The sequence below is a fragment of the Streptosporangium sp. NPDC000396 genome (assembly GCF_042898655.1).
Classification (GTDB): domain Bacteria; phylum Actinomycetota; class Actinomycetes; order Streptosporangiales; family Streptosporangiaceae; genus Streptosporangium.
In genome coordinates, this window is record NZ_JBIAZA010000003.1 from 472730 (window position 1) to 492785 (window position 20056).

At 69.7% G+C, this 20056-nt stretch carries 19 protein-coding genes; 14 read left to right on the forward strand and 5 right to left on the reverse strand.

What is annotated here, in order from left to right:
• Positions 1 to 22: 22 nt before the first annotated feature.
• The 4 genes from ACFY2X_RS07105 to ACFY2X_RS07120 all read left to right on the forward strand — a co-directional run bounded on the left by ACFY2X_RS07105 (position 23) and on the right by ACFY2X_RS07120 (position 3106).
• A complete protein-coding gene (locus tag ACFY2X_RS07105; protein WP_389933560.1) occupies positions 23 to 1117 on the forward strand; it encodes a TetR/AcrR family transcriptional regulator in 1095 nt (364 codons plus the stop codon).
• Between the two features lie 232 nt (positions 1118 to 1349).
• Complete coding sequence (locus ACFY2X_RS07110) at positions 1350 to 1634, forward strand: trypco2 family protein (RefSeq protein WP_389933563.1); 285 nt, start codon at positions 1350 to 1352, stop codon at positions 1632 to 1634.
• Positions 1635 to 1843: 209 nt separating this feature from the next.
• Positions 1844 to 2230, forward strand: coding sequence for a TraR/DksA family transcriptional regulator (locus ACFY2X_RS07115; protein ID WP_389933566.1), 387 nt, complete (start codon positions 1844 to 1846; stop codon positions 2228 to 2230).
• 114 nt (positions 2231 to 2344) lie between these two features.
• Positions 2345 to 3106 (forward strand): HAD family hydrolase, encoded by a 762-nt coding sequence (locus ACFY2X_RS07120; RefSeq protein ID WP_389933569.1) that lies wholly within the window; start codon positions 2345 to 2347, stop codon positions 3104 to 3106.
• 53 nt (positions 3107 to 3159) lie between these two features.
• On the opposite strand, the gene ACFY2X_RS07125 is transcribed toward ACFY2X_RS07120, so the two are convergent.
• From ACFY2X_RS07125 to ACFY2X_RS07135, 3 genes are all read right to left on the reverse strand, one after another.
• Positions 3160 to 3351, reverse strand: a complete 192-nt coding sequence (locus ACFY2X_RS07125) for a ferredoxin (RefSeq protein WP_389933570.1) — start codon at positions 3349 to 3351, stop codon at positions 3160 to 3162.
• Between the two features lie 10 nt (positions 3352 to 3361).
• Complete coding sequence (locus ACFY2X_RS07130; protein WP_389933573.1) at positions 3362 to 4558, reverse strand: cytochrome P450; 1197 nt, start codon at positions 4556 to 4558, stop codon at positions 3362 to 3364.
• A gap of 265 nt (positions 4559 to 4823) precedes the next feature.
• Complete coding sequence (locus tag ACFY2X_RS07135) at positions 4824 to 5432, reverse strand: class I SAM-dependent methyltransferase (protein ID WP_389933576.1); 609 nt, start codon at positions 5430 to 5432, stop codon at positions 4824 to 4826.
• A 438-nt stretch (positions 5433 to 5870) separates the two neighbouring features.
• On the opposite strand from ACFY2X_RS07135, the gene ACFY2X_RS07140 reads away from it, so the two are divergent.
• The 6 genes from ACFY2X_RS07140 (at position 5871) to ACFY2X_RS07165 (ending at position 11060) form a co-directional block, all read left to right on the forward strand.
• Positions 5871 to 6485 carry an HAD family hydrolase gene (locus tag ACFY2X_RS07140; RefSeq protein WP_389933578.1) on the forward strand — a complete coding sequence of 205 codons (615 nt, stop codon included), beginning with the start codon at positions 5871 to 5873 and terminating at the stop codon, positions 6483 to 6485.
• Between the two features lie 605 nt (positions 6486 to 7090).
• A complete protein-coding gene (locus tag ACFY2X_RS07145) occupies positions 7091 to 8377 on the forward strand; it encodes a hypothetical protein (RefSeq protein WP_389933581.1) in 1287 nt (428 codons plus the stop codon).
• 53 nt (positions 8378 to 8430) lie between these two features.
• A complete protein-coding gene (locus ACFY2X_RS07150; RefSeq protein WP_389933584.1) occupies positions 8431 to 8823 on the forward strand; it encodes a hypothetical protein in 393 nt (130 codons plus the stop codon).
• Between the two features lie 191 nt (positions 8824 to 9014).
• Complete coding sequence (locus ACFY2X_RS07155; RefSeq protein WP_389933587.1) at positions 9015 to 9413, forward strand: plastocyanin/azurin family copper-binding protein; 399 nt, start codon at positions 9015 to 9017, stop codon at positions 9411 to 9413.
• A gap of 302 nt (positions 9414 to 9715) precedes the next feature.
• Positions 9716 to 10141, forward strand: coding sequence for a hypothetical protein (locus ACFY2X_RS07160; protein WP_389933589.1), 426 nt, complete (start codon positions 9716 to 9718; stop codon positions 10139 to 10141).
• A gap of 187 nt (positions 10142 to 10328) precedes the next feature.
• Complete coding sequence (locus tag ACFY2X_RS07165; protein WP_389933592.1) at positions 10329 to 11060, forward strand: class I SAM-dependent methyltransferase; 732 nt, start codon at positions 10329 to 10331, stop codon at positions 11058 to 11060.
• 127 nt (positions 11061 to 11187) lie between these two features.
• Here ACFY2X_RS07165 and ACFY2X_RS07170 read toward each other — a convergent pair whose 3' ends face one another.
• Positions 11188 to 13623, reverse strand: a complete 2436-nt coding sequence (locus ACFY2X_RS07170; protein WP_389933595.1) for a glycoside hydrolase N-terminal domain-containing protein — start codon at positions 13621 to 13623, stop codon at positions 11188 to 11190.
• Positions 13624 to 13684: 61 nt separating this feature from the next.
• Positions 13685 to 14695 carry a LacI family DNA-binding transcriptional regulator gene (locus ACFY2X_RS07175; RefSeq protein ID WP_389933598.1) on the reverse strand — a complete coding sequence of 337 codons (1011 nt, stop codon included), beginning with the start codon at positions 14693 to 14695 and terminating at the stop codon, positions 13685 to 13687.
• A gap of 276 nt (positions 14696 to 14971) precedes the next feature.
• Here ACFY2X_RS07175 and ACFY2X_RS07180 point away from each other — a divergent pair, with 276 nt between their 5' ends.
• Genes ACFY2X_RS07180 through ACFY2X_RS07195 form a run of 4 tightly spaced genes read left to right on the forward strand, consistent with a single transcriptional unit; the run spans position 14972 to position 19979 of the window.
• Positions 14972 to 16270 (forward strand): ABC transporter substrate-binding protein, encoded by a 1299-nt coding sequence (locus ACFY2X_RS07180; protein WP_389933601.1) that lies wholly within the window; start codon positions 14972 to 14974, stop codon positions 16268 to 16270.
• Positions 16271 to 16282: 12 nt separating this feature from the next.
• On the forward strand, positions 16283 to 17239 hold the full coding sequence (locus ACFY2X_RS07185; protein ID WP_389933605.1) for a carbohydrate ABC transporter permease: 957 nt from the start codon (positions 16283 to 16285) through the stop codon (positions 17237 to 17239).
• 14 nt (positions 17240 to 17253) lie between these two features.
• Positions 17254 to 18099, forward strand: coding sequence for a carbohydrate ABC transporter permease (locus ACFY2X_RS07190; protein WP_389933608.1), 846 nt, complete (start codon positions 17254 to 17256; stop codon positions 18097 to 18099).
• Positions 18096 to 19979 (forward strand): DUF5107 domain-containing protein, encoded by a 1884-nt coding sequence (locus ACFY2X_RS07195; protein ID WP_389933610.1) that lies wholly within the window; start codon positions 18096 to 18098, stop codon positions 19977 to 19979. Before ACFY2X_RS07190 ends, ACFY2X_RS07195 begins: the two co-directional genes overlap by 4 nt.
• Positions 19980 to 20056 lie beyond the last annotated feature (77 nt).

A 20056-nucleotide genomic window follows, 5' to 3' on the forward strand; every position in this document is an offset into this window, starting at 1 on the left:
ACGCCGGAGAACAAGGAGAACGATGGCCCGCCTCAGCAGGGCAGAGACGCAAGAGCGTAACCGTGCCAAGGTTCTGGCCGCTGCCCGGGACGAATTCGCCGAGCGGGGTTTCCGCAACGCGAAGATCGACAACATCGCCGAGCGTGCCGAGCTCACCCGTGGCGCGGTCTACTCCAACTTCCCCGGCAAGCGGGCCCTCTACTTCGCCGTCCTGGCCGACCTCGCCGAGCGCGCGCCCGATCCGCCGCACACGCGGCCGGGCCGTACCGCTCGTGAGGCGCTGCGTGCCTTCGCCCGCGCCTGGCTCGCCCGGCTCCCGCTCGCCACCGACGAGGGCGTGGCCCGGCTCGGCATGGACCTGATGCCCGAAGTGCTCGCCGACGAGCGTACTCGGCGACCGTTCGCGCAACTGATGAAGCTCGACGCGATCCTGTTCGGGCTCGCTCTCGAACGGGTGAGCCCGCCCGGCTCCGCTCGCCTGGTGCGCGTGGCCGAGGCCGTGCTCACCACCTTGCACGGCGCGAGCCAGATGGCCGCCGCAGCGCCCGGCTTCGTCGAGCCCTTCGACGTCGTCAGTGCCTGCGAGCAGCTGGCCGGCCTTGAACTCGGCGACGGGTGGCCGCCCCCGCACGTGCCCTGGATCCCGCGGGCGCTGTCCGTCGACGAGCCGTGGTCCCCGCCCGACGCGGTGGACGCGACACGTGGCGAACTCGCGCGGCTCTCGGGCGACGGCGTGGTGGCGGTCCTCGGGCTGCACCGGCTCGCCGCCGCCGAGGAAGCGGTGCGGGCCGCACCGCCCGGGGCCGAGGTCACCGCCGTCCTGGTCACCGGCGACCCCGGCGAGCTGGCGTCGTTGGCGCGGCTGGCCGTCGCCGACGTCTGCGGCTGTCTGCGCCAGGCCTTCCCGCCGTCGGCCTGGCCGCGCCTGCAGGTGGTGCACGACGAGTCGGGCGCCCTCGCCGCGGCGGCCGGTGTGTCCGCCGTCAGCGACGCGACCGAGGTCGCCGTCCGCGTCGAAGCCGGCCGAATCGTCGCCCGCGCCGACGGCTTCGGCGCGGGCCACGCGGCCGCGTCCGCCGATCAGCCCCAGACCTCGCCGGAGCGGCACCGCGGGTAGCCGGCGAACCGCCTCGCCCAGCCGATGAGCGGGGGTGCGGACGGCGTGATCAGGGTGTCCCGCCCTCTCGCAGGGAAGATGTCATTGTTGGTGCACCTTGGCCTGATTCTTACCAACACCTCCGTACCGGGGATGGGGCGGCGGGAATGACTTCACTGGAATCAGCCACCACGGCCGATCGGTGGTGGCTGGTTCCGGTGAGAGAGCGGGACGGGCTGCGGAGGGGAACGACATGGATCATGAGCCGCTGTCGCTGGCCGATGCGATGAACCTGATGCGCGGGGAGATCGGCAAAGCGCGCATCCAGGCCGAGGTGCTGGACGAGGAGGTGCGGTTCATCGTCGGTGTCGTGGAGGCGGAGTTCCTGGTCCAGATCTTTCGCGACGGGAAGGACGAGCTGAAGCTGGGCGTGGTGGAGGCCGCCGCCCCGGGCGGGGAGGGCAGGGGTGAAGTCCAGCGCGTCGTGTTCCATCTGGCCCCTTCGTCGACCGAGCCGATCGTCCCGCCGCCTCTTTGACGACTGGATGCGGTGGTCGGGGGGCGGTTCCAGCCGTGCGCGGGATCTCCGCATGATCTCTGGTTCGGAGGGCAGATGACCGCTACCGCGCTCGCCGGTACCGCACCGGCGACGGTGATCTCCAGGTGCCTTCGTCGAAGACCGCGGGCGGCGAGTCCGCGCCGTCGCGGTCAGGGGCATGAGCTTGGGGCAGGGGGTTGGCGAACAAGATGACAAAACAATCCTTCAGCGCCGTGCTGTCTCCCTCGGAGCAGGCGGTCATGCACGATCTGCTGGTCGCGGACCGCGAAAGCACGGTGCTTCAGATCGCGGCGCTGACGCGCGACTGGGACGGCCTCGTCGAGTCATCGGTGCTGATGGCCACCGACGACGAACATGATCCGGAAGGCTCGACGATCGCGTTCGAGCGGGCTCATGTCCAGGCCCTGCTCGACCAGGCCCATGACCACCTCGCCGACCTGGACCAGATGGCCGAGAGGCTTCGCCAGGGCACCTACGGCGTGTGCGAGCGCTGCGGGCAGACCATCGCCTTCGACCGCCTGCGGGCACGCCCGGTGGCGAGAACCTGCATCGCCTGCGCATCCGGCAAGCGATGACGAGGGCTTCTCGGCCCGCCGCACGCGGGCCGGTCTCCGGCCCTCCCGGAAACCGGCGCCGCCCCGTGAGGCGGATCAGGCGGGGCGCTCCTCCCGAGAGACGGGCGACCGGTCATGCGCTATCGCGCTCTGGCCTGTGACTATGACGGGACGCTGGCCACCGGTGGCCGCGTCGGCGACGACACCGTGGCCGCCCTCGAACGCCTCGCCCGCTCCGGGCGGCGGCTGATCCTGGTCACCGGCCGGGAGCTGGACGGGCTCATGCGGGTCTTTCCGCGGCTGGACCTGTTCGACCGGGTCATCGCCGAGAACGGGGCTGTGCTCTACCGTCCGGGCGAGCGGACGAGTTCGCCGCTTGCCGAGCCGCCGCCCGCGGCCTTCGCCGAGCGCCTGCGCGAGCTGGGCGTGGACCCGCTCAGCACCGGTTCGGTGATCGTGGCCACCGAGGAACCGTACGGTGAGACCGTGCGCGGGGTGATCCGCGACCTCGGTCTGGAATCACAGGTGATCCTCAACAAGGGCGCGGTGATGGTCCTGCCCTCCGGCGTCGACAAGGCGAGCGGTCTGGCCGCGGCCCTGGCCGAACTCGGGATACCGGCACACGGCACGGTGGGCGTGGGAGACGCCGAGAACGACCAGGTCCTGCTGTCCGCCTGTGCGTGCGCGGTGGCGGTGGCCAACGCGCTGCCCGCGGTCAAAGAGCGCTGTGATCTGGTGACCGAGCGGGATCACGGCGCCGGGGTCGCCGAGCTGGCCGACAGGCTCGTCGAAGACGACCTGGCCGGAGTGGACACCGGTCCCGTCCGTGGCTCCGGATGCGCCGCGGGCCCTGCCCCGGGTGGCCGCCGTGGTGCCGGATCCGGTTTTCTCGCCTAGGAGACGGGCATTCCGGATCCGGCGGCCAGGACCCGTCTCAGCCGGGACGGCGGTCATAAGACCGACAGCGCCCCCGACGGGCAGAGCTGCACCGCGCGGCGCACCGCCGCCTCCTGGGAGGCCGAAGGCTCTGACTCGAGCACCACCACGGTGCCGTCGTCCTCGCTCTGGTCGAACACCCCCGGTACGGTGAGCACGCACATTCCGGCGCCGATGCACACCTCGGTATTCGCCTTGATCTTCATGAGAATCTCCCTACCAGGTGACCGGCAACCGGTCAACCCCGTAGACGGCCATGTTGGTCCGCATCGGCACCTGCTCCGGCGGTACGGCGAGGCGCAGGCCGGGGAAGCGCCGCAGCAGCGCCGGGTAGGCGATGCTCATCTCGGTCCGGGCCAGTTGCTGGCCCAGGCATTGGTGAACGCCGTGGCCGAAGGACAGATGGCCTGTCGACGGCCGGGTGACGTCGAGCGTCCCGGGGGCGTCGAACCGCTCCTGATCACGGTTGGCGGCGGTCAGCGCGAGCATCACGGACTGGCCCGCCTTGATCAGCCGGCCGTCCAGCTCGACGTCCTCCAGCGCGGTCCGGATCGGGCCGAGATGGGCGATGGTGAGATAGCGCAGGAGCTCTTCGACGGCGCCGTCGACCACCGAGGGGTCGTCGCGCACCGCGGCCAGCTGTGACGGGTTCGCCAGCAGCGCGAAGGTGCCCAGAGCGATCATGTTCGCGGTCGTCTCGTGCCCGGCGACGAGGAGAAGCATCGAGATGCCGGTCAGTTCCTCGTCGGTCAGCCCTCCGCTTTCCAGCAGGCCGCCGATCAGGTCGTCTGCCGGCTTGGCGCGCTTGTGCCGTACGAGGTCCAGCAGATATCCCATCAGGTTGGCGGTCGCCGCCTCTGCCTCGCCGGGGGTGGAGTCGAGGTTGAGCAGAGCCGTGGAATCCCACTGGAACTGGGAGCGGTCGGCATAGGGCACACCGAGCAGCTCGCAGATGACGAGCGAGGGGATGGGCAGGGCGAAGGACTGGACCAGGTCGGTGGGCGGCCCGTCGAGTTCCATGGCGTCCAGCCGCTCGGCGGTGATCGTCTCGATCCAGGGCTCCAGCTGCTTCATCCGGCGCACGGTGAACTGGCCGGTCAGCAGCCGCCGGTATCGGGTGTGCTCCGGCGGATCCATCCGCAGGAAGAACCCGGGACGCCGTATCCTCTGCCGCTCGACCAGGTGCGGGGAGGTCGGCGGATGCATGAGTTCTGGCCGGGCGCTGAAGCGGGGGTCGGCCAGTACGGCACGCGCGGCGGCGAAGCCGGTGACCAGCCATCCCTCATGGCCGTCCGCGTAAGTCATGGGGCGGATCGGGGTCTCCTGTGCCCATCGCACCAGCATTTCGGGCGGGTCAAATTGATTCTCGCGAATGGTTGGAAAAGTCACCGAGTTTGGTGTGGCTTCAGTCATGACGCCTTCCTCGCCGGTTGACGCATTGGGAGTGTTGTAGGAAACGTGTCATCAGGCTAGACAAGTCGTTTCGCGTGGCCTGGGCAGCGCTGGTCTTTCCGGTGCATCGATCCGTCGACCTTTCTGTGATGCTGCGCGGTGAGCCGGTGACGTGCGAATCTTGAGCTATTTGCGGCCAATGGTGCTTTTCTTGCCGGAATCCCTGTGACGTAATCTCCGGTCCGGTGGGGAATCGAGCCGTCTTGTCCCGTGGGCCGCCGCCGGGTCAGGGTCTCTCCCACACGATGGAGTAACGCCACAGAAGGTGACGGCGGAAGCGGCAGCCGGGCAGCAGATGCCGGGCCGCGCGGCGGACCTCGCCCCAGCTCATGTCGGGGTCTTCGACGGGCATGCCGGGCGGGTTGCCCTTGCCGCCGTGCCGTAGCGCCTGGATGCGGGACGCGGGGAGCCCGGCGCCACTGATGATCCAGTCGAGCGGGGTCCGGTTGCCCGCCAGGCCGACGATCACCAAGCGCCCCGCCGGTGCGAGCAGTCGCGTCAGGCCGGTGACCGCGGCTTCGAAGCTCATGTGATGCACGACGGCGACGGCACTGACGAAGTCGTATTTACCTTCGGGAAGACGGCCCTCGGGGTCGTTGAGGAAATCCGCCTCCACGAACGACACATTGCCGGTGTGCGCGCTGTGCTCGCGGGCGAGAGAAATCATTTCGGCGGAGCGGTCCACCCCTGTCACGTGACGGGCGCGACCGGCCAGCTTGCGGGCGAGCAGGCCGTCTCCGCATCCGATGTCCACCGCCTCGCCACATGCGTCCGGCACGGCGTCGAGCACCATCGGGTGATAGTGCACGTTGTGATTCCAATAGTCGTCGGGCATCAGCGCACTCTACTTTGCCGTTTCGCGAACCGCGCTCGCGTGGTACGGCGAGACGCTCAGGGAGCGGTTCGAGAAGCGCCTCGCCATTTTCGGGAAACCTCGAAACCGGAACCGGCCGCAGGGGGCCGCGGCGCCGTGTCCCTCCGTGCGGCAGATGTCCGGCGGCAAGCGGCGGACGGCGGGCGCACATGATTCGCACCTTTCCCATGTTCATTCAAACGTGGTACATGTTAGAAGACCAGCTGACCGAACACCGCCGGAGGCGACACCACGTGAGGCTTTCCGCGCATGGAGCCGTCCGGAGAGACCGTGCGGCGGCGCTGCGTGCCGTGCCGTCCGTGCCGTGCCGTCCGTGGTGCCGAATCGCGGAGACCGGCACCGCCGTCGTGGTCGCCGGCAGCTGGAGGATCTCGCCGCCGGACCACCTGTGGAGTGCCTGTGAAATGGGTTGTTTTCGACTATGCCGGTGTCATCAGCCTTCCTCCGCCCGAGCACGCGGGCGCCTTGCTGCCGCAGTCCCTCGATGTCGCGCCGGAGCGGTTCTGGTCCGCGTACTGGGAAGATCGGCAGGCCTACGACCTTGGTGCGGTGGACGCATCCCGTTTCTGGGGCGACGTGTGCGCGCGGCTGGGCGCGGACGCGGACGCGGATCTCCTCGAGATACTGGTCGCCCTCGACCTCAAGGCATGGACATATCTGAACCCGGACACCATGACGCTCCTGGAGGAGCTGGCAGGCACGGGCGTTTCGCTCGCACTGCTGTCGAACGCCCCGGTGGAGTTGGCCCGGCTGATCGATGACCAACCCTGGGCCCACCTGTTCCGGCGCCGGCTCTTCAGCGCCGATCTCCAGCTGGTCAAACCCGACCCGAGGGCATTCCGGCAGACGTGTGAACGGCTCGGCGCGCGGCCGGGCGACCTGCTGTTCGTCGACGACAGGCAGGAGAACGTCACCGCAGCCGAGGCTGCCGGAATCGAATCCGTGCTCTTCACCGACGCTCTCCGGCTGCGTTCCGACCTCGCACGCGTGCTCGGCGGGGAAACGACTCGATGACCGAAAGGGCCGGCCACGGCCCATCGTGGTGACCGGCTCCGCCACGGACGCCCCCGAGGGGGGTTTCCCCGCATAGGGGAGTTCCACGGCCGAAATCCGCGGAAGGCTGACGGGCATGACTTTCGCGGAGCCGTCACCGGTTGCTTGATGAGCCGCCTGGGCCGGAGCCGTCGCGCTCGGTCCCCACGTGGTGATGAAGATCCGCCGGGTATGGGGCCGGGCTGCCAGCGATCCTCCAGCGGCCTGCCATTCACTCGCCAGGCGCCACCGGCAACCTGAAGATCACACCGAGGTTCACGGTTCGGATGGGGCGTGGGCAGCGGCGGTGGCGTCTGCCGTGCGGCAGCACGGCGCGTCGTCGTCGCCCGCGTCCCACCGGCGAAACGGAACCGGAAACAGCGATCAGGAAGGGTACGGCCGCCATGTTCATGGCCGCGTCTTCATTCCTCATCCGGGTTCATGGCCGGTCCGCCACCAGGAAATCTCCGGTGAACCTGCCCACGCCGACAGCCGAAGCCGCGGTTCAAAAGGACGTGACGAGGACGGCCTGGGGCCCTCGTCGCCAGCGTGACCGATGTTGCGAAACCGCTGTGAAAGGTGAACGCATGAAACTCCGTAACCGATTAGTCGCCATGGCCGTCGTCGTCTCCGGCGCCCTCGCCGTGATCACCACTCCGCCGGCCACGGCCGACTCCGACACCCAGCCCACTGCGACGGTGAACGGGAAGCAACTCGACGGATCGACCCTCCCCGGCTCGTTCGTCGTCGACTTCGCCGGCCCCGACGAGCTGACCGGCGTTCACTTCTGGCTCGACGGGGACATCCTCGGCGAGGACAAGGAAGCCCCCTACTTCTGGCCCGTCATCACCGGCGAGGGAAAGCACCGGTTCAAGGTCTTCGCCAACGATCACATCGGTGAGATGCGGCAGCAGCTGGAGGTCGACTTCGTCGTCACCGGCGCCGACCCCGTGGCGGAGAAGACCTACGAGGCCATCACGGCCGTGCCCGATGTGATCGCCGAAACCGTTCCCGGCACCGCCAAGCTGACGGGCGACTCGCTGTCGGACGGCGTGACCCTGACCGCGCCGGGGATCACCACCCTGACCGCGCCGGACGGCGGGGCGGCCACCACGGTTCCCAGCGGCGACCCGCTCACCTTGTCCGTCGCCATGCCGGCCGCCACCGAGCCGCTGGCCAACCAGGGCTCGGCCGCCGCCGAGCCCGGCGACTTCGGCACCACGGGTCTGGCGGCGAGCACGACCGACCTGCCGAGCACCAGCGTCGCCGTCCAGTCGCTCGCCGACGGCCTGCGCCTGATGACCGTCGCGCGTGACGCCAACGCCCCGGCCAAGACCAGCTTCGACCTGACGCTGCCCGAAGGCGCCACGCTCCGCACCACCACCGACAGCGAGACCGACGACACCACCGGCGCCGGGATCGCGGTCGTCAGGAACGGCGCGGTGATCGGCGAGGTGACCGCGCCGTGGGCGCACGACGCCACCGGCCGCAAACTGCCGACCTCCTACACCGTCGAGGGCAACCGGGTCACCCAGGTCGTCGACTACACCGGAGCCGTCTTCCCGGTGGTGGCCGACCCCCGGCTGTCCTTCGGCTGGAACGTCTACGTCACCTGGAACCGCTCCGAGGTGTGGAACTACCGCAACAAGGTCTCCTACGTGCAGGGCCTGCTGTCGGTCTGCGCCGCCATCCCGCACGCCGCGGCGAAGGTCATCTGCGGCGGTCTCGGCTACGTCAAGATGACCCAGCTCAGGAACGTGTGGGGCTACGCCGCCGGCAACAACCGGTGCGTGCAGTTCGTCATCCCCTACTGGACGCTGAACAACCCGCTGAACACCGCCTGGTACACGCAGATCAAGCACATCAACTGCTGACCGAGGCAATACCGGCACCGATTAATACGGCATCGATTGAATTGAGGAGAGAAATGAAGAGCAAGCGCCGTACCCTTGCGACCCTGGGCGCCACGGGTGCCATCCTGGCCGCCACCTTCGCCGCCACGGCGACCCCTGCCCACGCGGCCGGCGGCGGCGGTTGCAACGGCTGGGCCGTACGGGCCTGCATCAGCGTGAACGGCAGCGGAAACGTGGTCGCCGACGGTTACCTGAACAGCGTCCCGTCCGGGTGCCACCATGTGACCATCGCCCTGGTCGACAGGAACCTGGCCACCATCAAGAGTGCCGGCACCACCTGCCACACCGGCTGGCTCGGCTCCCAGGCCGACCTGTTCAGGAGCGGCCAGACGTACTACAGCCGGGTACGGGTCTGGAACAGCAGCAACGGTGTCATCGCCGAGACCGTGAGCCCGGCCCAGTACTGAGATCGCGGGCCCGGCCCGCTACCGATCGCCCCGCGGCAGTTTCCGCCGCGGGGCGATCCGCGTAAAGCCGTTGTGGCGAACGTTCTGCGCACTGCTGAAGGTCCCGCGGGTCTAGCGTTACGCGTGCTGGGGAATGGGCACATCGCCTCTGCCATGGCTGACATCGGTGCCGCGATGAAGGGATGGCGATCATGTTTGCTGCGATTCGTTCCAGAGGCAGGCCAGGCCCGGCGATGGGTCTCGTCGCCGCCGCGCTGACGCTGGCGGTCTGCGGGGGCACGACCGTCGCGGTGACGCCTCAAGCCTGGGCGAGCGACACTCCGGTCAAAGTGACCGAGCGGGAGTTCTCCATCGGGCTCTCGAAGAAGAGCCTCAGCCCAGGGACCTACACGTTCAAGATCAAGAACGTGGGGACCGTTCCGCATGGCCTGTCGGTCAAGGGCCCCGGCGTCGACTCGACCTCCAGCATCGTTCCGGGCGGAAAGGCGACAGAGCTCACGGTCACGCTGAAGAAGGGAAAGTACCGGCTGTGGTGCCCGGTGGACAAGCACCGCGCGATGGGGATGGTGAAGACGATCAAAGTGAGATAGCGAACCCGCGTGTGGGGGCCGCCGGCTGTGAGGTGGGCCTGACCTGCATGGTCAGCTCGACGTCTGGGAAAGATGAGCGCAGGGATCAGCGTCAGGGCAGTTCCATGAGGTGGTGACCGAGAATGCGGGCGGACGATCCGATTCCGGTTTTTCCCGCTCGCTCCTCGGGCGCCGCTCCTGGACCCGATGACGCCCCCGGGAGAAGGACGCCGGCACATGCGGACCACGTTCCGGGCGCCGGACGCGGTGTCGCGGATGCCACGACGGCTCGGCACCGCCCGTTCATCGACGCGTACCAACGGGTGGCGCCGAGCTGGGTGGTGCGGTGCGCGGACTGCAGCTGGGCACAGACCGTCAACGAAGACCTGCACAAAGAGGCGGAGGAACGGCTGCTGGCCTGGCATGTCGCCCATCCCGATCAGGGGTTCGACCATCTCTCCGGGCGAGATCTCGGCTCGGGACTGCGGATTCCGGACTATGTGCGCTGGTCCGACAATGGATCCGGGTTGCTGTCCCTGCTCGACCGGCGCACCGGCGGCCGTTATGACCGCTACAACGGCGAGTGCCTGGCGATCTTCATGTCCGTGGCGGCGACGAACGGCCTGGAGGACGCGGTGATCAGCAGCGCCCGCAGGCGGAGCGTCGGCCGCGGGCGGGCCCTGGATGACATCGTGCTCGTGGCCGCGGGCCTGTATCGAGACGGTCTGCTCCAGCCGCTGATCGCCTGACCAGGCCGAAGCGTCAGCCCGGCCGCGGCGTCGAGAACAGCCGGGCGGACGTGCTGGAGAGGCTCCAGGTGATCGCCGTCGTTATGTGGCCGATTGGCATCTAAGGGGTTGTTTCACCTGGTGAGCGGGTGGCGAGGCGCCGGAAATGATGTAGCCGGGCATTCGGCTGAATGCTTAGGGTGCAGGCGTGAATCCTGCTGATTTCTACACGGGCATCGTCGCCGAGCTGTATGGGCCGCTGAAGTCCGTCGCCCAAGATCCAGAGCCCTACGCGGCCTTTGTCCAAGAGACCGGTTCCCCGGCTCTGGAGCTGGGGTGCGGAGACGGCGATCCGTTGCTCGACCTGCGTCGGCGCGGCCTGGACGTCGAGGGCGTCGACTCCTCGGCGGACATGCTGGACAGGTGCCGTCGCCGGGCGCGGAAGCAAGGCGTCGATGTCGTCCTCTACCACCAGCGCATGGAGGCGCTCGATTTGCCACGCCGCTATCGTGCGATCTTCCTTGCCGGGCCGACTTTCAATCTGCTTCCCGACGACTCCACCGCTCTGGCTGCCCTCCGCGGCATCCGCAACCACCTCGCCGTGGGCGGCACCGCCCTGGTGCCCCTCTTTGTCCCATCGCCCACACCTTCCGAACAGATCGGCCGAGTGCGCACCGCTACGGCGGACGACGGCGCTGAGCTGCGTGTCTCGGTGCTATCCGAGGAACGTAGCGACTCCACGCGGACGCAGACGACGGTGCTGCGCTACGAGCGGCACCGCGACGGCGAGAGCACCATCGTGGACCGCCCCTGGGTACTGCACTGGTACACCCGCTCAGGATTCGAGGGCCTTGCCACGGCCGCCGGCCTGATCGCGGTGTCGGTCCTGGAGACGCCAGGCGCCTCCGACGTGCAATTCCAGCTGCAAGCCGCCGGTTGAGACGCATATGGTGCCATGTCACGCGGCGAGCCGCAGACAGTTGATGAGGCTGGTGGCGATGGTGGTAAAGGCGAGGAAGCGCTTGGGTTCGCGTTCGTAGCGTCACGATGGAGGCGGCGGCATCCGGCTAGCGCTGCCCGACAGCCAATCGAGCAGCCGGGAGTTCTCCGGCAGTCGCGGAAAGCCGGTAGGTCGCGCCCGCGTCGACCGTGATGCCGAGGTGCAGCCCGGCCCGGGTACGGACGGTTTCGGCCTCGACCGCTCGGCCGGTGTGCTCGGTCACGGTGAGGTCGGGCGTGCCGGGCGGAAGCAGGATGCTGAGGGTCTGCGCGCGGTTGACGCGCAGGGCGGCCTCGGTGAGACGTCCCCGCTCCCACGCCAGGTCGACGCCGACACCGCCACGGGCGCGCAGGCCTTCGACTCGCCCGGTGGGCCACGCCCGGGGTAGCGCGGGCAGCAGGCGTAGGACGCCGTTGTGGCTCTGCATCAGCATCTCGGCGATCGCGGCGGTGACGCCGAAGTTCCCGTCGATCTGGAACAGGCCGGGCGGGTGCAGGCCGAACAGGTTGGGGGCGGTGAAGTCGGCCAGCAGCCCGCGGACGCTGTGGTGGGCCAGGTCGGCGTCGCCGAGGCGTGCCGCGAGTGCCGCCACCCAGGCCCGGCTCCAACCGGTTCCGCCGCCGCCGTGCTTGAGACGGCGGGCCAGGGCCAGCCGGGCGGACTCGGCGAGCGCCGGGTCGAGGAGCGGGTCGATCGCGCTGCCGGGGTAGAGACCGTAGAGGTGGGACAGGTGCCGGTGACCGGGGTCCTCCTCGGGGAGGTCCTCCCACCACTCCAGGAGCCGTCCGGTCTCGTCGGTCTTCGGGGGACGCAGCCGGGAGCGGGCCGTGTCGAGGGCGTCGGCCAGGTCGTGGTCGACGCCGAGCCGGCGGGCCGCCGCAGCGGTGTTCGCGAAGAGCTCGGCGGCCAGCCAGTGGTCCATGGTGGTCTGGGCGGAGACGGCGGCCAGGGTGCCGTCCGGCAGGCGGAAGCGGTGCTCCGGCGAGGTCGAGGGGCAGGTGACCAGGCGGCCGTCCTGGTCCTCGGTGAGGAAGTCCAGCAGGAACCGCGCCGCGCCGCGCATCAGGGGATAGGCCCGCGAGGCGAGGAATTCGGGGTCGCCGTCGAAGAGATGGCGGTCCCACAAGTGCGCGCACAGCCAGACACCGGCCATCGGCCAGTTCGCCCAGACCGGTGAGCCGGAGACCGGGTTGGCCGTGCGCCACAGGTCGACGTTGTGGTGGACGGTCCAGCCGCCGGCGCCGTAGTAGGCGGCGGCCGTGCGGGCGCCGGTCTCCGCGAGGTCGGCGATGAGGTCGAAGAGCGGTTCGTGGCAGGCGGCGAGGCCGGTGGTCTCGGCGGGCCAGTAGTTCATCTGCAGGTTGATGTTGGTGGTCCAGTTGGAGTTCCACGGCGGGGCGACCTCCGTGTTCCAGATGCCCTGCAGCGTGGCGGGCTGGGTGCCGGGGCGCGAGGAGGCGATCAGCAGGTAGCGGCCGTAGGCGAACTGGAGGGCCGCCAGACCGGGGTCGTCTCCTCCGGCACGCAGCGCGGCGAGCCGTTCGTCGGTGGAAAGGCCGCTGGCCGGCAGGTCCCGGCCGAGGTGGAGCGTCGTGCCACGGTACAGTCGCCGGTGGTCGGCGACGTGGGCGGCGAGCATCGGCTCGTACGGCTGGGCGGCGGCCGCGTCCAGGAGCCGTTCGACGGCGCCCGCCGGTTCGTCGTCGGGGCCGGCGGGAGGCTCGGTGTGCCCGCGGTAGCCGGTTTCGGCGGCGATCAGGAGGACGACCTCGTCCGCTCCGCTGACCGTCACCGTGTCCCGCGCCCGCTCGACCCGGCCGCCGGTGGCGACCACGTGGAGCCCAGCCGCGAACCCCATGCCCTCGTCGGCGCGGTAGCGCGCGGCGTCGTCCTCGCCGAAGGCGACGTGCGCGGGCGCCCGTCCCGAGACGACCAGGCGGTTCCTGCCCATGCCGTCGCGCCGGAGGCCGGGGTGCGGGGTGCTGAACCGTGCGGTGAGGTCGATCAGCCCGGGCAGCGACGAGGTGATCCGGGTGACGAGCACTCCGGCCGGGGCCGAGACGAAGGACTCGCGCAGGATGTCCGCGCCGCCCATGCGATACGAGACACGGTGGACGGCCGAGTCCAGGTCCAGCGACCGGACGTAGTCGTCGAACCGGCCGTCGCCGAACGCGAGATGGAGCGTGGCGAGCGGCTGGTACGCCTCCGAATAGGGGCCCTGCATGCGTTCCGCGGCTCTGTCCGCGCGGGCGTAGTCGCGGTCGGCCAGGACGGCGGTGCGGAGGGCAGGCAGGTGGGCGGCCGATCCGGAGCGGTCGCGCGTGCTGGGGCCGCCGGACCACAGGGTGTCGGCGTTGAGGGTGACGGTCTCTCCCGGACCGTCTTCGCCCCCGCCTCCGTGGAACATCGCGCCCAGGCGTCCGTTGCCGAGGGGCAGGGCTTCGAGGAAGGAGGCGGCCGGCTGGCGATACCACAGGCGGTCCGGGGCGGGAACGTGGTCCATCGACAACGGGGATGTCCTTTCGGGGGAACCGGCGGCGGTGTCCGAGGCGGCCTGCGGCGGATCAGACCCCGATCTCGCCGACCGGGCCGGTGCTGTCCCGTACGACCAGCTCGGGCCGGAGCAGCTGGAGCGAGTTGGCAGGGGTGCCCGACTTGGTGACGGCGCGCAGCAGCAGCTCGACCGCCTGCCGGGCCATCGCCCGCTTGGGGATGGCCACGGTGGTGAGCGCCGGGTGCGACAGCCGTACTTCGGGGTTGTCGTCGTGGCCGACAACCGACAGGTCCCGCGGGACGGAGCAGCCGGCGACCCGCGCGGCCTCCAGGGCGCCGAGGGCGAGGATGTCGTGGGTCGCGAAGAGCGCGGTCGGGCGAGGGCCGGCCGCGAGCGCCGCGCCGGCCGAGGCGAAGCCACCGCCGAACGTCGGCTCGGGTGCCATGTGAACGGCGCTGTCGGGGACCGTGAGGCCGTCGGCGGCGAACGCCCGCCGGAAGCCCGCCACGCGGACGGTGTGATCGGGACTGGCCAGGACGGCGACTCGCTCGTGGCCGAGTTCGCGCAGATGGCGCCCGGCCAGGTATCCGGCGCGCTCGTAGTCGATGGTGACCACCGGGAACGTGTCGGGAGCCTCGGTCTCCCACGCGCACAGCACCACCGGGAAGCGGGCGTCCGCCAGCAGCGGCAGGTGGTCGATCAGGTCCCGGTCCCCGGCGATCAGCAGCGCGTCCACCGAGCGGCTGGTCAGACCGGCCAGGTGCCGCCGGGCCCGCTCGCCGTCGAGGCGGGTGGTGCACAGCAGCAGGTGGTAGCCGTGCTCCTCCAGGACGTCCTCGACCTCCTCGACGATCTCGGAGTAGAAGGAGCCCGCCACGGTGGGAACGAACAGGCCGACCGTTCGCGTGCTGCCGGTGGCAAGGGAGCGGGCTACCAGATTGGGCGTGTAGCCCAGTTCCTCGATCGCCGCGCGCACCCGGGCCGCGGTCGCCGGGCGAACGACCACCCGGCCGCTGATGACGTTGGAGACGGTCTGTTTCGTCACCCCGGCACGCTTGGCCACGTCCTGCATCGTCACCATCGATGGATCCCCCGTTTTGACCGGTCAATCTCAAATGCTCGAAAAGTAGCCCCACCTCGGAGATCCGTCAAGCCTGGTCCACTCCATGGATCGGCTGTTCGGCTCAGTTTACGCCGACCAACGATGCCGATCATCCCTCCTCCAGTCGGAAAGTTTTGCGCCCCTCTTGTTTTACCGGTCAAAAGAGACGTACCGTTCCCAACCATTCAGCGGGTCTCGTGCGACCTCGCTGGCGACACGTCCGCGCGTCCTTTCGCGCCTCCGAGAGGAAACATCATGGGTAGATCGACCATGTCCGCCGCCCGCGTCGTCGGAGCCGCGGCGGCCGCCGCGCTCGTGCTGGGCGTGAGCGCGTGCGGAAGCGGCTCGGGCGGCAACATGGAGGCCGCCGACGGGTTCACCTACTGGTCGATGTGGCGCGCCGACGAGCCGCAATCCCAGGTCCTCAAGGCCGCGATCGCCGACTTCACCGCGTCCACGGGCATCAAGGTCACCGCCGACTGGGCCGGCCGGGACGTCTCGAAGAAGATAGGTCCGGCGATCGCCGCGAATCAGGCACCTGACCTGTGGGACCAGGCCAACGACGCGATCTTCGGCGCCACGGCCTCGGCGGGCCAGGCCCTGGACCTTTCCCCCGTGCTGGCGATGCGGGTGCCCGGCGAGAACGTACCGGTGTCCAAGGTCATCCCGGCCAAGTACTTCGAGATGCTGCCGAAGGACCCGTCGGGCTCGAACCATTACATGATCCCCTACGAGGTCGCCACGACCGGCATGTACTACAACGCGGCCGACCCGGACGTCGCCGCGGCCATGCCGAGCGCCCCGGCCGACTGGGCGGGCCTGCTCAAGGTCTGCGACACCCTCAAGGGCCGGGGCAAGCCGTGTATCGCCTCCGAAGGTGAGGACCCGTGGACCAACGGGCTGTACTTCGACTACCTGCTGAACGCGGGAGGCATCGACGTGAGCAAGCTCGCCGCGGACAAGACCGGCGCGGCGTGGGACGCTCCGGCTGTGCTGGCGGCGGCGCAGAAGGTGGAGCAGCTGGTCAGGGGCGGCTACCTCATCCCCGGTTACGACGCGACGAAGTACCCGGCGCAGGAGACCAACTGGGCCAACGGCAAGGCGGCCTTCTACATGAACGGAAGCTGGGTCACCTCCGAGGTCTCCAAGCAGATCCCTGCGACCTGGAAGTTCGCCTCGATACTGCCACCCGGGGTGAAGAGTCCGGACGCCGCGCTGTTCGGCTTCTCGATTCCGAAGCGGGCCAAGCACGCTGATGCGGCCGAGAAGTTCATCGCCTTCTTCATGCAGAAGAAGCAGATGTCCGGCATGGCGACCACCGCGCTGAACATCACCCCGCGCGAGGACATCCCGGCTCCCGCCGAGCTGGCCGACGCGCAGAAGGCGCTGAGCGGTGCGACCGTCCGCCTGGCCTACGACGGTGTCGCCGGCGACTGGTCGCCGAAGGTCCTTGACCAGAACTACCTGGACCTGTGGCACGGCAAGATCACCGCCGCCCAGTTCGTCGCGAAGTGCAGGACCGACCAGGTCTCGTACTGGCAGGCCCGGGGCTGAGCCTTGTCCGTCATGTTCCACGACAGCCCCCGGACGAGCCCGGGCCGGGGAACGGTTCCCGTCTCCGCCCGCCGGAGGGCCGGCGCGCACGAGCGTCGGCAACGCCGGATGTTCTGGCCGTTCACCGCGCCCGCACTCGTCGTCTACGCCGTGCTGTTCCTCGCGCCGGTCGGATACGCGATCTGGACCAGCCTCTACCGGTGGGACGGCATGGGGCCGATGGAGTGGCGCGGCCTGAGCAACTACGAGCTGCTGTTCCGGGACCCGTTCTTCCGGAGGTCGCTGGTGAACACCCTGGAGCTGATGTTCGTCGGCGGGGTGGTCACCTTCGCGATCAGCTTCGCGCTGACCCTTGTCCTGCGGGAGATGAGGGCCCGGTTGTTCGCCAGGTCCGTGCTCTTCTTCCCCTGCCTGGTCAACGGGATGGTCTTCGGCATCGCGGCCGGGTTCCTGTTCTCCCCGACCGGTCCGGTCAACCAGGCCCTGCGTTTCGTCGGGGTCACCGCTCCTCCGAAGTGGCTGTCGACGGACAACCTCTTCCCGATGATCCTCGGGACGCTGGTGTGGACGGCGACCGGCTACTACACGTCGATCATCATGGCTTCCGTCGACCAGATCCCCGGCTACCTCTACGAGGCGGCCGAGCTGGACGGGGCCAACGCCTTCCAGCGCTTCCGCCATGTCACCCTGCCGCTGGCCTGGGACGTCATCTCAGTCTGCGCGGTCCTCTGGACGGTCAGCTCCGTGAAGATCTTCGAGCTGATCCTGTTGTTCGGCGGAAGCAGCAGCGCCTATCCGCCGGCGAGCAGCTGGAACACCGCCTTGTACGTCTACGCCGAGGCGTTCCCCCAGGCCACGACCCCGCGGCTGGGGGTCGCCACGGCCGCCGCCGTCACCAGCCTGCTGATGGTCACCGTGGTGACGCTGGTCATGCGTCGGCTGATGCGCCGCGAGTCCCTCGAGTACTGAGAAAGGTCACAGACGTGCGAAGCAAACGCGGGTCGACCGGGCCGGCGATACGGATCGGCACGGCACTCGTCTGGTGCGTGGTGGCCGCGGACCTCTTGCTGATCCTCTGGATCTTCCTGACGTCACTACGCGGCAGTTCGGACATCCTCCAGCACGCCTTCGGACTTCCGACGCCGCCGAGGATCGAAAACTACGCCACGGCCCTGGACGGTGGCGGCTTCGCACAGGCGGCGCTCAACAGCGTCGTCGTCGCGGTCGCCTCCTCGGTCCTCGCCGTCGCGTTCGCCGCGCCGTGCGCCTACGCGCTGGCCCGTCACCGTTCGCGGGTCTCCTCCGCGCTGACCATGACCTTCGCGATGGGCCTCGGCGTCCCCGGACAGGTGCTGGTGGTGCCGCTGTTCATCGGCCTGGCGCAAACCGATCTGACGGACAGCCATATCGGACTGACCCTGGTCTACGTCGGCCTGGCCATGCCCTTCACCGTGTTCGTGCTGACGGGATTCTTCGCCGGGATCCCGGCCGTACTGGAGGAGGCCGCGGCGCTGGACGGCGCCGGCCCCGTGCGCACCTTCCTCCAGGTGGTGCTCCCGGTCGCCCGCGGCGGAATGATCACGGCGTTCCTGCTGCAGTTCATCAGCGCCTGGAACGAGACCCTGTTCGCCATCATCCTGACGCACAGCCAGGACCGGATCACCCTGCCGGTGGCGCTGGCGGAGTTCGTCGCCGCCGCGCAGTTCAACGGCATGGACTACGGGACGATGTTCGCCGGAGTCTGCATCATCGTCGCCCCGATGATCGCGTTGTTCTCCTGGATGGGGACGCGGATCGTCCAGGGCATGACCGTGGGGATCGGCAAATGACCTCGACACTGCGCACGGACGTTCTGCGAATCGAGGGAGCCGCCGACCCGGTCGGCACGCTGCCGATTCTGCACGGCATCTCCTCCCACACCGCCGAAGGCGCCGGGATCGACGCCGAGATGCGCCGCAACCTCGCCTATGGAGTCCCGCACTCGCTGCTGCCCTACACCAGGCAGGACCGCTACGACCGCATCCGCACCGAACGCGAGCTGCCGGTCGTGGTCCTGGAGAACGAGACGCTCACCGCCGTGTTCCTCCCCGGGTTCGGCGGGCGCCTGTGGTCGCTGACCCACCGGCCGACGGGCCGGGAGCTGCTGCACCGCAACCCGATCCTGCAACCGGCCAACCTCGCGCTGCGCGACGCGTGGCTGGCCGGTGGGGTGGAGTGGAACCTCGGGGTGACCGGGCACTGGCCGCTGACCTGCGAACCGCTGCACGCGGTACGGGTCGGCGCCCCGGACGGAACCCCGGTACTGCGGATGTTCGCCTTCGAGCGCCTGCGTCGCCTCGTCCTGCGGATGGACGCCTGGCTGCCCGCCGGCTCGCCCGTCCTTTACGTCCACGTCCGCCTCCACAACCCGTCACCGGAGGAGACACCGGTCTACTGGTGGTCGAACATCGCGGTGCCGCAGAGCGCGGACGTCCGCGTGGTCGGCCCGGCAGAGCACGCCTTCCACTGCGACTACGTCAGCGACCTCAAGCGGGTGGAGTTCCCGCACTTCGACGGCGCCGACCGCAGCTACCCGGGGCGGGTCGCACGTGCCGCCGACTACTTCCTCGACGTACCGGCGGGTGAGCGCCGCTGGATCGCGGCGCTGGACGGGACAGGCGCCGGTCTCGTCCAGACGTCCACCGACCTGCTGCGCGGCCGCAAGCTCTTCTGCTGGGGAACGGCCACCGGCGGGACGCACTGGCAGGAGTGGCTGTCCGGTCCCGGCTCGGCGTATCTGGAGATCCAGGCAGGACTGGCCCGGACCCAGCTGGAACACCTCCCGATGCCCGCGGGTGCGGCCTGGTCCTGGACCGAGGCGTACGGCATGCTCCAGGTCGATCCCCAGGCCGTGCACGGCACCTGGGACGAGGCCCGGCCGGCCGTCGCCGACGCCCTGGCGCGGCTGCTCCCACCTGCGGACCTGGATCGTGCCCTGGCATTGGCCTCCGAGTTCGGCGAACCCGAGAAGTCGCTGGCGGAGGGTTCCGGCTGGGCCGCGCTGGAGATCGAGGCCGGATCCCTCCCCGCGTCGCCCCTGCTTCCCTTCGGCGCACCCGGCGCCGAGCAGGAACCCTGGCGACGACTGCTGGCGACCGGAACGCTCCCGATCAGCGATCCGCCCGCCGCCCCGGTCACCGGACGGCGCTGGCGCGAGCTGCTGGAGGCGGGCGCACGGGACTGGCACGCCCTCTACCACCTCGGCTTGATACGCCTGGCCGACGGGGAGGAGGAGGCCGCGCGCGAGGCGTGGAGGCGCTCGCTCGGCGAACGGCCCTCACCGTGGGCGCTGCGGGGACTCGCCTTTCTGGCCTCCTCTCCGCAGGAGGCGGCGGATCTCATGGCCGAGGCGCATCGGCTCCGCCCGGACCTGCGGGAGCTGACCGTCGAGGTGCTCGACTCCCTGCTGCGGGCCGGTCGTCCAGCAGAAGCCCTCGCCGTCATCGAGGCGCTGCCCGAACCCGCCCGCGGCCACGGCCGGGTCCGGCTGGCCGAGGCGAACGCCGCGCACGCCCGCGGTGACGACGACCGGGTCAGACGGCTGCTGGCCGAGGGGATCCGCGTCGACAACATGCGCGAGGGCGAGGTTTCGCTGGACACGCTCTGGCTGGCGGTCCACCCAGGGCAGCCGGTGCCGCCGGCATACGACTTCCGCATGTCGGAAGGCTGAGATCCGGTTCCCTCCGTGGGGGAGGGGACCGGACACAGAGGGGGGACAGACCGGGCCGGGCCACGCCTCGGCCCCGC